The organism is Streptomyces sp. UC4497, from assembly GCF_054871485.1.
The window spans coordinates 61,610-75,281 of record NZ_JBTYHB010000030.1; the positions used below are offsets into that span (position 1 = coordinate 61,610).

Annotated in this window: 10 protein-coding genes and 1 tRNA gene; 4 read left to right on the plus strand and 7 right to left on the minus strand. The window is 68.6% G+C overall.

Annotated elements, in window-relative coordinates:
- The 4 genes from ACYSUO_RS31525 to ACYSUO_RS31540 all read right to left on the minus strand — a co-directional run bounded on the left by ACYSUO_RS31525 (nucleotide 1) and on the right by ACYSUO_RS31540 (nucleotide 3,646).
- Complete coding sequence (locus ACYSUO_RS31525) at nucleotides 1–2,496, minus strand: polysaccharide lyase family 8 super-sandwich domain-containing protein (RefSeq protein ID WP_461779627.1); 2,496 nt, start codon at nucleotides 2,494–2,496, stop codon at nucleotides 1–3.
- Nucleotides 2,497–2,602: 106 nt separating this feature from the next.
- Nucleotides 2,603–3,265, minus strand: a complete 663-nt coding sequence (locus ACYSUO_RS31530) for a Uma2 family endonuclease (RefSeq protein WP_461779628.1) — start codon at nucleotides 3,263–3,265, stop codon at nucleotides 2,603–2,605.
- A gap of 28 nt (nucleotides 3,266–3,293) precedes the next feature.
- Nucleotides 3,294–3,476: a hypothetical protein gene (locus ACYSUO_RS31535; RefSeq protein WP_461779629.1), complete on the minus strand. Its 183-nt coding sequence runs from the start codon at nucleotides 3,474–3,476 to the stop codon at nucleotides 3,294–3,296.
- A complete protein-coding gene (locus ACYSUO_RS31540; RefSeq protein WP_426902841.1) occupies nucleotides 3,473–3,646 on the minus strand; it encodes a hypothetical protein in 174 nt (57 codons plus the stop codon). The genes ACYSUO_RS31535 and ACYSUO_RS31540 overlap by 4 nt, the downstream gene beginning before the upstream one ends.
- A gap of 166 nt (nucleotides 3,647–3,812) precedes the next feature.
- On the opposite strand from ACYSUO_RS31540, the gene ACYSUO_RS31545 reads away from it, so the two are divergent.
- On the plus strand, nucleotides 3,813–4,067 hold the full coding sequence (locus tag ACYSUO_RS31545) for a winged helix-turn-helix domain-containing protein (protein ID WP_461779630.1): 255 nt from the start codon (nucleotides 3,813–3,815) through the stop codon (nucleotides 4,065–4,067).
- A 177-nt stretch (nucleotides 4,068–4,244) separates the two neighbouring features.
- On the plus strand, nucleotides 4,245–9,287 hold the full coding sequence (locus ACYSUO_RS31550; protein ID WP_461779631.1) for a DUF5979 domain-containing protein: 5,043 nt from the start codon (nucleotides 4,245–4,247) through the stop codon (nucleotides 9,285–9,287).
- 143 nt (nucleotides 9,288–9,430) lie between these two features.
- Here ACYSUO_RS31550 and ACYSUO_RS31555 read toward each other — a convergent pair.
- Nucleotides 9,431–9,501 (minus strand) — tRNA-Gly (locus ACYSUO_RS31555).
- Between the two features lie 509 nt (nucleotides 9,502–10,010).
- On the opposite strand from ACYSUO_RS31555, the gene dcd reads away from it, so the two are divergent.
- On the plus strand, nucleotides 10,011–10,586 hold the full coding sequence (dcd, locus tag ACYSUO_RS31560; RefSeq protein WP_385763353.1) for a dCTP deaminase: 576 nt from the start codon (nucleotides 10,011–10,013) through the stop codon (nucleotides 10,584–10,586).
- Between the two features lie 11 nt (nucleotides 10,587–10,597).
- Complete coding sequence (locus ACYSUO_RS31565; protein ID WP_328633022.1) at nucleotides 10,598–11,104, plus strand: phosphoribosyltransferase; 507 nt, start codon at nucleotides 10,598–10,600, stop codon at nucleotides 11,102–11,104.
- 78 nt (nucleotides 11,105–11,182) lie between these two features.
- Here ACYSUO_RS31565 and ACYSUO_RS31570 read toward each other — a convergent pair whose 3' ends face one another.
- Complete coding sequence (locus ACYSUO_RS31570; RefSeq protein WP_461779632.1) at nucleotides 11,183–12,049, minus strand: Yip1 family protein; 867 nt, start codon at nucleotides 12,047–12,049, stop codon at nucleotides 11,183–11,185.
- Between the two features lie 139 nt (nucleotides 12,050–12,188).
- On the minus strand, nucleotides 12,189–13,586 hold the full coding sequence (locus ACYSUO_RS31575) for an FG-GAP and VCBS repeat-containing protein (RefSeq protein WP_461779633.1): 1,398 nt from the start codon (nucleotides 13,584–13,586) through the stop codon (nucleotides 12,189–12,191).
- Between the last annotated feature and the right edge of the window lie 86 nt (nucleotides 13,587–13,672).

Below are 13,672 nucleotides of genomic sequence, written 5' to 3' on the forward strand. Positions count from 1 at the left end.
TCACGGCCGGAGCGTCACCGCAAAACTCCGTCCGTACGCGTGGTGCGTGTCGACGTCGAGCCGGGTTCCGCCCGGCACGGCGGTGACGCGCACCGCGTCGTCGCCGTCGGCCTTGCGCAGGCGGCGACCGCGCAGCACCAGCGTCACGGTGTCGCGTTCGGTCGTCGGGTCGGACACCGCCACCGTGACCTCGCCGTCCCGGCGCCGCACGAGGACGGACGCCGGGCCCTCGACGTCGAGCCCCGCCGTGCGGTGGGCGCCGGACGTGAAGGTGTTCGCCCCCGTGAGCCCGAGCCCGTCGTGGGCCACGGCCTGCATCCGTGACGTGTTCGCGAGCACCCGCGCACCCTCGTACGCCCGCACCGCAGCCTCGGACGCGTTCGGCAGCAGCGCGTACGCGAAGGAGACCGGTTTCGCCCCGGCCGCCTGCTCGACCGTCAGCGAGAACACCTGCCGGGTCACCGCCGTGTCCGGGTTCGAGGTCCGTACGACGCGGCGGCTGCGCGTCACCGTGTCGAGCCGCGCCTTCGCCTCCGGTCCGGCGAGGCGTACGTATCCGACCGCCGCGTCCCGCGTCCCGTCCGCCCAGCGCACCCAGCCGTCGCCCTCGGCGATGGTCACCGCGTCGCCCGCCGGTGCCACGCGCGCGTCGACGGTCGTCGTCACCGCCCGCCCGCCGCCGGGAGCGTCCCCGACCCCGGCCGCGAGCACCACGATCTCGTCGTCGAGCAGGAACCACGACTTGGTGGCCCGCGCGCTCCGGTACGCCACGAAGTCCTCGGGCAGCAGCCCCGCCCGCTTGTCCCGCCACGGCACGTCGTCCGACGCCACCCACCCCACAGCCCCGTACGTGTCGTCGAGCACGGCGCCGCCCGAGTACGCCTGCGTGGCCGTCGGGAAGTACACGTACTTGTTCTGCGACTCGGACGACGCGGTGAAGTTCAGGGGGTGGGAAGGGTTGTCGTAGAAGAGCTTCCCTCCGTACAACTCCGGTACGGATCCCCGGTGTTCGGCGGGCGCGGTCACGCCCGCGAGCCCGTACGGCGACACGGTGGTGAAGTAGTCGACGCCGAACGCCTGGGTCTGGTCCTGCCCGGCGAGGTACAGATAGTGCGCGCCGTCGCCCTGGAACCAGGGCAGCAGGTTCTCGCCGCTCATGTACTCGTACTTGCTGATCCGCCGCGAGCTGCGGGAGAGCGTGAAGGCGTAGCCGGGGCGGCGGTGCACCGTGCGGTCCATGGCGTTGAAGGCGACGGAGCGGGCGGGCGGGTTGAGGTCGGCGGCCGGGACGGAGGAGTCCGCGAGGATGTCGGCGTACCGGACGATGCTGAGCGGCGAGACGAACGTCGCCGGGTCGAGCGACGCCTTCGATGTGCCGCGGATGTGCTTCACGTACGACTTGAGCGCGGCCGCCGCGTCGCCGCTCGACAGGGACGCGAGGTCGACGACGGCCTCGACGACGACGGCGGAGTCGGTGTACCCGCTGGCCGTCCGCGACACCGCCCGCCCCTTCACCGCCTCCATCATCCAGCCCTCGAAGATCAGCGGCGCGAACCCGTCGCGCACCCACTTCTGCACCGTCGGAATCAGCTCGTCGCCGTACGCGAACCCGGTCCCGTCGAGCAGCTTCAGCGTCTGGATGACCCGCGTGAGCAGGCCCTTTCCGTACGAGCCGGTGTACGCGACGGAGGAGTGCTGGATGAAGGAGCCGTCGGCGTAGTGCCCGTCGGTGACGCCGTGCTGAAGGTCGTACGGGTCGATCGTCGCGAAGACGGTCAACTGGTCGGTGAGGGCCTTGCGGATGCGGGCCTCGTCGCCGGTGAGGGCGCCCTGGAGGATGCGGTTGGTGGTGATGTCGGCGAGGTTGGCGCCGGTGTGGAAGCGTGAGTCGAGGTCGACGTCGCCGTTCTTGCCGCTGCGCAGATACGCGTCCATGGAGGCGATGTACGTGGCGGTCAGCTCGGCGGAGGCGGCGTCGCCCAGCAGCACCAGGGTGCGGCTGACGTGCTGCGAGATGCCTATCTCCCAGGTGAACCAGTTGCCGTAATAGCCCTTGGACTGGTCGCCGTAGTACCGCTCGTGCAGCCACGTCAGCGCGTCGACGACGCGCGTGCGTATGGCCGAACTCCCGTACAGATCAGGGGAGATGCCGGGTGTCCTGGTCGCGAGCGCGATCTCGTACACCCGCTGATACGTGGTGTTGAGGTTCGGGTCGCTGCTGCCGAGCGGAACGCCCTTGAACAACTCGCCGTCGCCGGACGCCGCGTCCATCGCGGCGAGGTTCGCGCGGGCCGTCTTCTCGATCGCGGCGAGCTTGGCGGCGGTCTCCTCGCGGGCGTTGGACGCGGCGGTGCCCGCGAACATCTCGGTCGCGTTGGCGAGCAACTTCGCGGCCCCGTCCGCGAGTTGAGCCGCGCTCGCCCACTGGGTGGGCACGGCGGCCAGCACCCCGCTCGCGGCCAGGACACTCAGCAGACGTCTACGGGTGATCTCCATCGGTCGTCCGTCCCTCCGTCGTTCGCCCACGATCGGCACGCGCGCGCCGGAGTCAAGCAGACGGGGTGATCCCCGACAAGAGCCGCCGCGGGGAACGGCGCCCGGCTCAGAACGCCAGATCCTCCCAGGCGATGCTCATGGCGAAGGGCTCGGGGAACTCGATGCCGAGGCCGGCCGGCTCCCACTCGCCGACGGGTACGTACACCATGGGGCGCAGCGGCTTGACGGCGAGTCCGGTCCGGTCGATGGTGGCCAGCTCATACGCCCGTACCCAGGTGACGTCCCAGGTCTTGCCGGTGTCGAGCTCGATCTCCCAGTACCAGGGGATGCCGGCCTCTGCGTAGCGGTCCATCTTCCACTGCCTGCGCTTTTCGGTGTCCGAGCCGGAGAGCACCTCGCCCACCAGGACGGTGTCGTCGGTGAAGATGTCGGATCCCCGGGGCAGGCAGCGGCAGATCAGGAAGTCCGGGGTCAGGAAGCTGGATTTGTCGGGCGCGAAGAAGACGTTGGTCTCCACCTCGACCTCCCAGCAGAGTCTCCCTTCGTTGCCGGTCTCCTCCCGCATGGCGCTGCGGGCATGGGCTTCGAGCGCGTTGCGCATACGTACGGCGAAGCGCTGATGCTCTCTCGGGCCACGCCGGTTCCACACGACCCTGCCCTGCCACAACTCGATCTCCCCGGCGACCTCATCAGGAAGCTCCTGGAGTTCCTCCCAGGTCATGGTCTCTGGCAGGTCGAATCCGGATGCCTCATGCGCGTTCGATGACATGCCGCCTCCACGGTTCGCGTTCCGTCCCTCACGGTAGCCGCCTCGGGAGGTCGACTTCGTGCGGCTGAGTCCACTCGGCGCACTGCGGGCACGCGTACACGTTGAAGCCGGGGCCCGTGCCCTGGTGCACCTCGGCGACGAGCACGGGCTCGTGCGTCATCACCTCGCACCAGACGCACATGCGGACGGGGCGGTGGGGGTGGTCGTTCATGCGGCTGCTCCTCGTACGTGTCGGTCGAGATCGATCCCGCAGTCGGCGGCGAGCACGAGGGCGAGGCGCCTTCGCGCGAGGGGGTAGGGGTTTCCGGCGCGGTGGCGGCCGGTCCCCGGAAGTACGAGATGCAGCACCCAGGTGAGGGTGAGGCGGATAAGGTCGGACATCGTCAGCGCTCCGTTGTAAGCGTTGGCCGCGCCCCCGGACGTTCCAGCGTCGCGGGGGCTTCTTCTGTGGAGGCTAACTGCGGTCGATAACGCTGGACCTCGGTCGCCCGTTATCGACCGATATTGATAATGCGCGAACACTCCCGGGCTCGATATGTTCGTGGGCATGGCAGAAAAGATCGACCCGCTGGCGGCCGAGTACCACTACGAGCAGCTCGCGGACATCCTTGAACGGCGCATCCGCGCAGGCGAGTTCGAGCCCGGACGGCGGCTACCCGGGACCCTGGCGCTCTCCGAGGAGTACGCAGCCGGTACGCAGACCGTGCGCCGGGCGATGGCCATACTGCGTGACCGCGGCCTCACGGTCACCGTGCCCGCCCGCGGCACCTTCGTCGTCCGCGAGCTCCCCGACGTCGACTGACGCCATACGGGCGAAATATCTGATAGGCCGTCAATCATTCGGCATGCCGTAACAAGTACATAAGGGACCAGCTCCTAACGTCGCGATCACGCCCAAGAACTCGGCTCGGGAGTTGACGTGATGCGCATGCGGAACTGGTCACTGCTCAGAGGCAGGCCGCCAACGCGACTACGACCCATGGTCGTGCTCGTCGCAGTGCTGAGCATGCTGATCGGTTCGCAGGCGCTGACCGCCCCGCTCGCCGTCGCCGCCGACCCGATGAGTTCCGTCGGCATCACGAAGACCAACGACGCCGACGGGCCGCTGGAGCCCGGTGACGAGTTCATCTACACCCTCAACGGCCAGTGCTCAGGACTGGACGTGGACTGCGTGAACTTCACGGTCACCGACACCCTGCCGGAAGGCCTGGAGGTGACGGACCTCCCGCAGTCGAACAGCACCCGCGACGTCACGTACGACGAGGCCACGCGGCAGCTGACGATCGTCTACAAGCAGCCGCTGCAGAACCCGGAGGGCGAGACCGGCCTGCGGGCGGGCCAGGCGGGCTCGGTGGAGATCGGGATGCGGGTGCCGGCCGACACGCAGTTGGAGGACGGCACCACCATCACCAACACCGCGAAGGCCGACGCCGACAACGCGGACCCGAAGACCTCCGACTCCGACGTCACCATCAACATCCCGCGCGTGGTCAAGCCGGTGACGACCAAGGAGTGGGACGACGGCTCGGCGGTCGCGATGAGCGGCGAAGAGTCCACGATCAAGCTGAACGTGCGCAACAACTCCTCGTCCTCGGCCGAGGTCACCGAGCTGTCGGTGTCCGACGACACCGAGCAGACGTTCGAGTACTTCGACTTCACCGGCGCCACCGTGACCGCGTTCCCGAAGGGCGCAGATCAGGCGCACCTGGTGGTCACCACGGCCGACGGCCAGACCCACACCGGCGACGACATCACCGCGCCCGGCAAACTGCCGCTGCCCGACGGGGTGGAGCCGGATGACGTGGTCGGCTTTGAAATCGTCTTCACCAACAGCAACGGCGACCCGCTGCCGTACGACGAGAACGGCGGCAGCGTCGACGTCGGCATGAAGCTGCGGGACACCAAGCGCTCGGACGGCTCGGACCTGAAGCCCACCGACAAGATCACGGTCAACAACTGCGCCACTCCGGCGGCGAAGGAGACCACGGACGGCGATGTCGACGGCGAGCAGGCCTGCGACACGTACGACATCCTGCCGGACATCCTGGTCCTGGACACCGCGAAGAAGTTCTACGCCGACACCAACGGCGACTTCTCCCACGGTTCCAACGAGCACGCGGTGATCGGCGAGAACTCGCCGGTGAGCACCGAGGTCGACCTGACGAACAAGTCGCCGTTCAAGGTGAAGACTCTGACGATCACCGAGCCGGACCCGAACGCGACCAATGAGTTCGACAAGCTCGACGTCGACAAGGTCCGGCTGCGCTTCCCCGACGGCGCGACCGAGGCGAAGCTGACCGTCACCTGCGAGGACGGGTCCACCAGGACAGAGACCTACACGGAGAACGCGACCTACGACGTCCCTGCCGACTGCAAGCAGGTCAGCAAGGTCGAGGTCGTCTACACCGGCGTCGACGCGGACGGCGATCCGTCCATCGCGGAGGGCGCCACCGCGGGACTCGACCTGCACGGCACCCTGACCGACGACGTCGACGCGGCAGACGTCGCCGACGGCGTTCGCAACTGCGCGGGCACGGCGGGCGACGCCGGCCGCAACGACGGCAGCGGCACCGCCTCCGGCAGCGCCTGCCAGGACCTCGTCGTCGAGAACCCGAACGGCAACGGAGACGGCGTCAAGACCGTCAGCCAGACGGACGTTCCGCCGGGCCAGCCCATCGACATGGACCTGAAGTTCACGAACACCGGCAACCTGCCGCTGCACGACGTGGTCATCACCGACCCGTCCGCCGACGCCGACGGGAAGCCCGGCAGCGCCAGCCCCTTCGACAAGCTGGAGATCACGTCCGTCTCCGTCTCGCCGTCCGACGCACCGGTGACCCTCCAGGTGTACGACCCGAATACGAATGCCTGGGTCGATTACGAGGGCGTGGACCCGGCCGTACTCGCGCGTGCCACCGGCGTCCGCGCGCTCTACAACGACGAGTTGGCGCCGGGCGACACCGTCACCATCCACGTCACCGGCGAGCGCCGCGAAGGCGTCGAGAACGGCGAGACGTTCCAGAACTGCTTCTCGGTCACGGCGAAGGACAGCCAGGGCGACGACATCAACGGCAGTGACTGCAAGACCCTCGAAACAGGGCCCGCCGCCGACGGAGCCTCCCTGAACAAGTCCATCTCCCCCGGCCAACTCCCCGAGTACGTCGCCGGACTGCCCCGCCAGCACGCGGACATGACGCTCACCGTCCGCAACACCGGCAACATGTCGGCCAAGTACCTGAAGATCACCGACCAGGACGAGGACTTCTTCGACGCCGTCGACCTCGTCTCCATCAAGTCCAACCAGATGCCGGCCGGCGCCAACCGCGTACAGATCGACGCGTACGTCAACGGGAAGTGGGTCAACGGCACCCCGTCCTCCTCGGCCGCCCTGCCGTCCGGCGTGAACGCCGCCGACGTCACCGGCATCCGCGCCACGTACACCTCGACGAGCACGAAGAACGACGGCTACGTGATCAAGCCGGAGTGCACCTCCACCAGCTGCGACGGCATCCTCGTCCTCGACGTGAGTCCGCGGCCCACCCTGCGCAGCAGCGGCGAGCCGATCCCGGACCACCTGGAGGACACGGCCACCGGCCAGTTCCTCACCAAGGTCGAGGACGAGGACAAGCCGCGGGACATCGACCCGGTCAACGCCGACCTCGACCTGGTCAAGGGCGACCCCAAGCTCGACGTCGACAAGACCCCGGACACCGTCCTCTCCCCCGGCGAGGACGCCCCCTTCTACCTGAAGGTCACCAACACCGGTACGGCCAACGTCCCGAACCTCGTCGTCAAGGACGACCTCCCCGAGGGCATCGCGTTCGACGACACCTTCCAGGGCGACAACGGCGAGCCGTACAAGATCATCGACAAGAAGGAGCCGGACGGCACCGTCGCCATCCCGACCCCGAAGTTCACGCAGACCAGCGACGGTGACCGGACCTCCGGGCTCACCTGGGACTTCTCCGAGGACGACGACGGCAAGCCGTGGAACTTCCCGCCCGGCGGCAGCTTTACCATCGAGATCCACGTGAAGCTGGAAGCCGGCATCCGCGCCGACGAGACGGTCACCAACACCATGGGCGCCACCTCGTCCGACCCGGACCTGGCCTGTGAGGACGCGAGCGAGGCGGAGGAGGACGGCGCCATGTTCGGCTCCGGTCTGTACTGCGTCGACGACGCGAAGCTGACGGCCAAGTCCGGCGCCGCGTTCTCCGCCCGCAAGTGGGTCTCCGGCAACGACTCCCTCGGCTGGTACAACACCAAGACCGGGAAGACCGTCGACGTCGGCGACGACTCCTGCCTGATGACGACCGACTCCACCGGCCGCCGCTACACCGCCAACCCGTGCATCGCCCTGGTCAACCCCGGTGACCAGTACCACTACTTGATGCGCCTGCGGAACGCGGGCACCGAGGACGGCACCAACATGCGCGTCATCGACCGGTTCCCGGTCGCAGGTGACAAGGGCGTCATCCTCGACCAGGACCGCCAGACGGCCTGGGACAACCGGCCCACGCTCGCCTCCGAGCCGCAGCTCGACGGCGACAGCCCCGGCCAGATGACCACCAAGTACGAGAACGACGAACCGCTGTGCACCGACGACCTGGACATGGGCGGCGCCGGTTCGAGCGCGGACCAGTGCCCGTCGGACACGTGGGACGACGCCTACAGCAGCAGGGCGCGCGGCGCCGAGATGAACCTGGAATTCCCGCAGCCGCTGGAGCCCGGCGGCACCGTCGACATCACGTACGCGATGAACACCCCGCTCGACGTCGCCCACAACGGCGACCCGACCATCGCCTGGAACTCCTACGCCCACAACGAGACCACCGACCGCGCCGGCTCCCCGCGGGTGCTCCAGGCCAACGAGCCGATCAAGGTCGGCGTCGCCCTCTCCTACGGCGAACTGCGGCTGGTGAAGCGGCTCGGCAAGCACCCCGACGCGGCGACGGACCTGCTGCGCCGGATCCCGTACCCGTACCACGTGACCTGCACGATTCACCCCCAGGGCAGACTGCCGCGGGTGGTCCTCGACGAGGACTACCGGGTGTCCGCGAACAAGCCGGTGACGGTCGAAGGGATCCCGGCGGGAGCCGAGTGCAAGATCTGGGAGACCTCGGCCCGGGGCGGCCAGAGCGACCACACGAGGAGCGACCCCGTCGAGGTCACCATCAAGCCGAACACGGACACGGAGACCCCACAGTCCGCCAGGATCACCAACACCTACGAGTTCGGCGCACTCCAGCTCTCGAAGTCGCTCACCGGTGACGCCGCCGACTACGCCGACGACGGCCGCACCTACAGCGTCGACGTCTCCTGCACCCTCCCCGACGCCTCGGGCGCCCCCAGCGACCGCATCCTGCACAAGACGTACGAGGTGAAGGCCGGCGAACCCGTCACCATCAAGCCGCTGCCGGTGAACACCCGTTGCTGGGCGGAGGAGGTGGGCACCGGAGGCGCGGCGAAGGCGACCGTCGACCACGGCTCCGCCGACAACCCGACGGTGATCACGACGCCCGACTCCGACGACCAGGCGTCGATCAACATCACCAACACCTTCCCGGCGGCCGACCTGACCGTCCGCAAGCACGTGGTGAACGGCGGCGCGGGCCCGTACGACTTCTCGCTCGCCTGCACCACGGACCAGGGCGACGTGGCCCTCTCCTCGGACGACAGCGCCTTCTCCCTGAAGGACGGGGAGTCGCGCACGATCAAGGTCCCGGAAGGCGCCACCTGCACAGTCACGGAGACGAACGTCCCCACCGGTGACACGGTGACGTACGAGGCCTCCGACGACGGTTCGGACGGCGAGGTCCAGGTGAACGACGCGGCCACGGTCGACGTCACCAACACCTTCCCGGAGTCCGCCGACACCGGGGGCACCGGCGGCCACGACGGCGGCGGCCACCTCGCCGACACCGGCTTCCGCGACTGGACGATCCTGGGCGCCCTGCTCACGGTCCTCGCCCTCGCGGCGGGCCTCACGATCCGCGCGATGTCCCGCAGGAGCCGCGGCTGATCCTCGGCGGTAACAGGGCGGTGGCCCCCGGCGATACGAAATCGCCGGGGGCCACCGTCTTTTGGCACGGATGTGGCACGCGACGACTGAGCGAATCCGCACAGCAAAAAGGCCCGGGTCGATGACCTGGGCCTCAGCGGTTGAGCGGGTGACGAGAATCGAACTCGCGCTCTAAGCTTGGGAAGCTTATGTTCTACCATTAAACTACACCCGCGCGGTACGGCCGTTGAAGCGATCCGTACTGGCGACACTGTACCCCATGCCGGGCCCCGGGCGCTGAAGCCCCGGGGCCCGGCTGCGTTGGGAGGGGTGGAAGTGACTGCGGGTGAAGGGAGTTGAAGCGTACGGTGGGGATTCCGGCCGATGACGATTCACCGCGGGGTGCCGCCTGGATTGGCGTCCCTTTCATCCCGTAATGTTGCGCTTCGTCGTCGGTCAGGAAACTGGCCCAATGGCTCCGTGGGGAAGGGACTCCGGGACTTGATGGACTCGATGGATCGCACCGTCGTCCGATGTGCCGAAGGGCACGTGTTCAGCACCGCTTCGTTCCCGATGCAGCAGGCGGACCGCCTCGGTCCCAGCCGGCTGATTCGGTGTCCGCGGTGCGCGCGACTTCGGCACGCCGTTCCTGTGGGACCGGACGAGCGGTAAGCGGCACCGGTGACAGTGGGCGCGGGCCCCGCCGATTGTGGCGGGCCCGCGCCCACTGCGTATCCTCGCTACGTGCTTCTCTCAGACAAGGACATCCGGGCCGAGATCGACGCCGGACGGGTGCGCATCGATCCCTACGACGAGTCGATGGTTCAGCCGTCGAGTATTGATGTGCGTCTCGACCGGTACTTCCGGGTGTTCGAGAACCACAAGTACCCGCACATCGACCCGAGCGTCGAGCAGTCGGAGCTGACGCGGATGGTGGTGCCGGAGGGCGACGAGCCCTTCATCCTGCACCCCGGTGAGTTCGTGCTCGCGTCGACGTACGAGGTCATCTCCCTGCCCGAGGACCTCGCCTCGCGCCTCGAGGGCAAGAGCTCGCTGGGCCGCCTCGGCCTCGTCACGCACTCCACGGCCGGGTTCATCGACCCCGGCTTCAGCGGCCACGTGACCCTCGAACTCTCGAACCTCGCGACGCTCCCCATCAAGCTGTGGCCGGGCATGAAGATCGGCCAGCTGTGCATGTTCCGGCTGTCCTCACCCGCCGAGTTCCCGTACGGCAGCGAGCGCTACGGTTCGCGGTACCAGGGACAGCGCGGCCCGACCGCCTCCCGTTCCTTCCTCAATTTCCATCGGACCCAGGTGTGAGCAGCAGCAACATGAGTGATGTGGCGCCCGTGCGCGAGAACCTTACGTACGAGAAGTTCGGTGTCGCCATGCGCGAGCTCGCGCAGACCATCGCCGACGACGGGTACCGGCCCGACATCATCCTCAGCATCGCGCGCGGCGGCGTCTTCGTCGCCGGCGGGCTCGGGTACGCGCTGGACGTGAAGAACATCCACCTGGTGAACGTGGAGTTCTACACCGGTGTGGGCACGACCCTGGAAATGCCGGTCATGCTCGCGCCCGTGCCGAACGCGATCGACTTCAGCGACAAGAAGGTGCTCATCACCGACGACGTCGCCGACACCGGCAAGACGCTGAAGCTCGTCCACGACTTCTGCCTCGACACGGTGGCCGAGGTGCGCTCGGCCGTCGTCTATGAGAAGTCCCACTCGCTCGTGAAGTGCGAGTACGTGTGGAAGCGGACGGATGAGTGGATCAACTTCCCGTGGAGTGTTGAACCGCCGGTCGTGAAGCGGGACGGGCAGGTTCTCGACGCCTGAGCGCGCGTCGGATGCATGAAATGAGGGGCCCCGTGGGGCCCCTCATTTCGTGTGCCGGAAGGCGATGGCCGGGGACGTCTAGAACGTGCCGAGCTTGATGATCGAGAGCAGTGCGATCAGTTGGATCGCGGAGGCCGCGAGCGCCTTCGGCCAGGGGAGGTCGTGGGACTTGTGGACCATCGTGGTCAGCAGGGCGCCCGCCGCGACCCAGGTCGCCCAGCCGATGAGCTGGACGAACATCGCGTCGCCGCCGAGGAACATGCCGAAGAGCAGGCGGGGCGTGTCGGTGAGGGAGGCGATCAGCATGGACAGGCCGACCGTGGGCTGCCAGGCGCCGTCGCCGCCGAGCTGGCGGGCCAGTGTGTGGGTGACCACGCCGAGCACGAAGAAGCTGAGCGTGATCGCGATGCCGGTCGTCAGGACGTAGGGGATCGCCGAGGACATCGTGGCGTTGATGACGTCCTCGCGGGCGCCGTCGAAGCCGAAGATCGCCAGGAGCCCGTAGAGGAACGTGACGAGCAGGGCCGGGCCCCACATCGCGTAGTCGCGCATCTGGAGATACGTCGGCGCGGGGCGCAGGATGACCCCGGACAGCAGCGGCTTCCAGTGCAGGCGGGGGCCGATCGGTCCGGCCGGGGCGGCCGCGCCCGCCTGGTAGGTGGAGCCCTGGCCGTACGCGTACGGGTCGTCGCCGGGGTTCACCGAGAACGCCTGCGTGTGACCGGGGTTGTTCGCCGCGTACGGGTCGTGGGCACGGGGCGCGTTCGGCTCGCCGAAGTACTCCGGCTCGCCGTGCCCGCCGTTCGGCTGCGGCCACTGCTGCCGTTGTTGCTGTTGTTGCTGTTGCCCGTACCCGTGTTGCTGCTGCTGAGGGGGCCCGTACGGAGGGTGCCCCTGCGGCGCTTCGCGGTTGTCCCGGCCGCGTCCGTTCCTGAATCCAGCCACGTACTCGAACGTACCTGGTTTCCGTGGACGGAATGCCGGGCCCGGGGTTCGGGCCCGGCATTGCGGCTGAGCTGTGACATCCCTTAAGGGATGGCCCTGGGGTGGCCCTCAGGACTGCAGGAAGGCTTCGACACCGGGGTCAGGGAGTGAGAGTGTCTCCGACGCCTCTCTCCCCGCTCAGGCCGAGCGCGGGAGCGCAGATGTAGAAGGACTTGGTCACGGAGGTGCCGTGGGCGTTCCAGGTGCAGCCGGAGCCGTTCTCGCCAGGGGCCCCGACAGTGAGGTCGGGCTCGCCGTCTCGGTTGTTGTCGCTCAAACTGACCGACTCGCCGAACGAGTCGGCATTCTCGGCGGCTCCTGAAACTCCGGTGGTGTCCTCGTGGATGGAGCGGGATCCGGCCCCGGTGAGGCCGTGGGCCGATCCCCGCAGCACGGTGACGGCGCCCGCGTAGTGCGCGCTGCCGATGTCCTCACCGGGCACGCCGACCGCGACGTCGCCGTAGCCGTCCTTGTCCGTGTCGCCCGCGGCGAGCGAGAAGCCGAACTCGTCACCCGCCTCGCCGGCCCCGGGTACACCGGTGGTGTCCTGGTCGATGTGCACAGGGGGTTGCTCGGGGTCGATACCGTCGGCCCCGCCGAACCAGACGGAGATCCGGCCGCCGAGGTGACCGCCGGGCTTGTCGGTGGTGGGGTCGTCGTAGTCGGCGAGGACGAGGTCGCCGTAGCCGTCGCCGTCCGTGTCGGTGATGGCGCCCACGGTGCCGTCGGCGTGGGTGAGTTCGGTGCGAGTGGCCTGCCCGTCCTTGACGTCGTCCACGTAGACGCGACCGCCGGGGTCTTCGTCGTAGCGGCCGGGCAGCATGACGCGTTCCTCGGCGACGTCGCCGTCGAGGTTGCCGATCACGGCACCTTGTGTGGTGCCGAGGCCGGAGTCACGTGCGGCTGCGGCGGGGCTTCCGGTGCGAGTGAAGGGGCCATAGAAGTGCTGGGCCGAGCAGCGTGATCCGACGGTGAGGTCGGGTGTGCCGTCGCCGTCGATGTCGCCGGTGGCGAGGCTCTCGCCGAAGGCGCAGCCGTCGTCGGGGATGGACGCGGGCTTGATGGTGGAGCCGGAGCCGAGACCGGTGGCGCCGCCCCAGACGACGGTGATGCTGCCGCGGTGCTTGTCGGTGCCGACGGTCTCGGAGGAGGCTCCGACGAGCAGGTCGGCGTAGCCGTCGCGGTCGAGGTCGGCGGTGGCGAGGGTCGACCCGAACCGATCGCCCTCCTCGGGAGCGCCTGGGACTCCGGACGTGGCCTGGGTGACGACTTTGTGCCGGGAGGCGCTGATACCGGACGACGAGCCGTAGAACACGCTGACCGCTCCCGCCAGTTGGTGTCCGGACAGCGTGGCGGCCGGGTCGGCGACAGCCAGGTCGCGGTATCCGTCGCCGTTGAAGTCGCCCTGCAGGCCGGATGGCGTGGCATGGGCCGGGGCGGCGATGCCGAGGGGCAGCGCGGTCAGGGCTGCGGCGAGGAGGAGGGCGCGTCGACGCATGGGTTCTGCCTTTGGCTGATGTGGCGAAGGGGTGGGCGCGGGGCCGTGAGGTGCGGCCCCGCGCCGGTGAACTTCGTTGACTGAGG

Excerpts from the sequence above, each read along its gene's own strand:
- ACYSUO_RS31525 (WP_461779627.1), bottom strand. The coding sequence starts at position 2,496 with ATGGAGATCACCCGTAGACGTCTGCTGAGTGTCCTGGCCGCGAGCGGG.
- ACYSUO_RS31530 (WP_461779628.1), bottom strand. The coding sequence starts at position 3,265 with ATGTCATCGAACGCGCATGAGGCATCCGGATTCGACCTGCCAGAGACC.
- ACYSUO_RS31535 (WP_461779629.1), bottom strand. The coding sequence starts at position 3,476 with ATGAACGACCACCCCCACCGCCCCGTCCGCATGTGCGTCTGGTGCGAG.
- ACYSUO_RS31540 (WP_426902841.1), bottom strand. The coding sequence starts at position 3,646 with ATGTCCGACCTTATCCGCCTCACCCTCACCTGGGTGCTGCATCTCGTA.
- ACYSUO_RS31545 (WP_461779630.1), top strand. The coding sequence starts at position 3,813 with ATGGCAGAAAAGATCGACCCGCTGGCGGCCGAGTACCACTACGAGCAG.
- ACYSUO_RS31550 (WP_461779631.1), top strand. The coding sequence starts at position 4,245 with ATGGTCGTGCTCGTCGCAGTGCTGAGCATGCTGATCGGTTCGCAGGCG.
- ACYSUO_RS31565 (WP_328633022.1), top strand. The coding sequence starts at position 10,598 with ATGAGTGATGTGGCGCCCGTGCGCGAGAACCTTACGTACGAGAAGTTC.
- ACYSUO_RS31575 (WP_461779633.1), bottom strand. The coding sequence starts at position 13,586 with ATGCGTCGACGCGCCCTCCTCCTCGCCGCAGCCCTGACCGCGCTGCCC.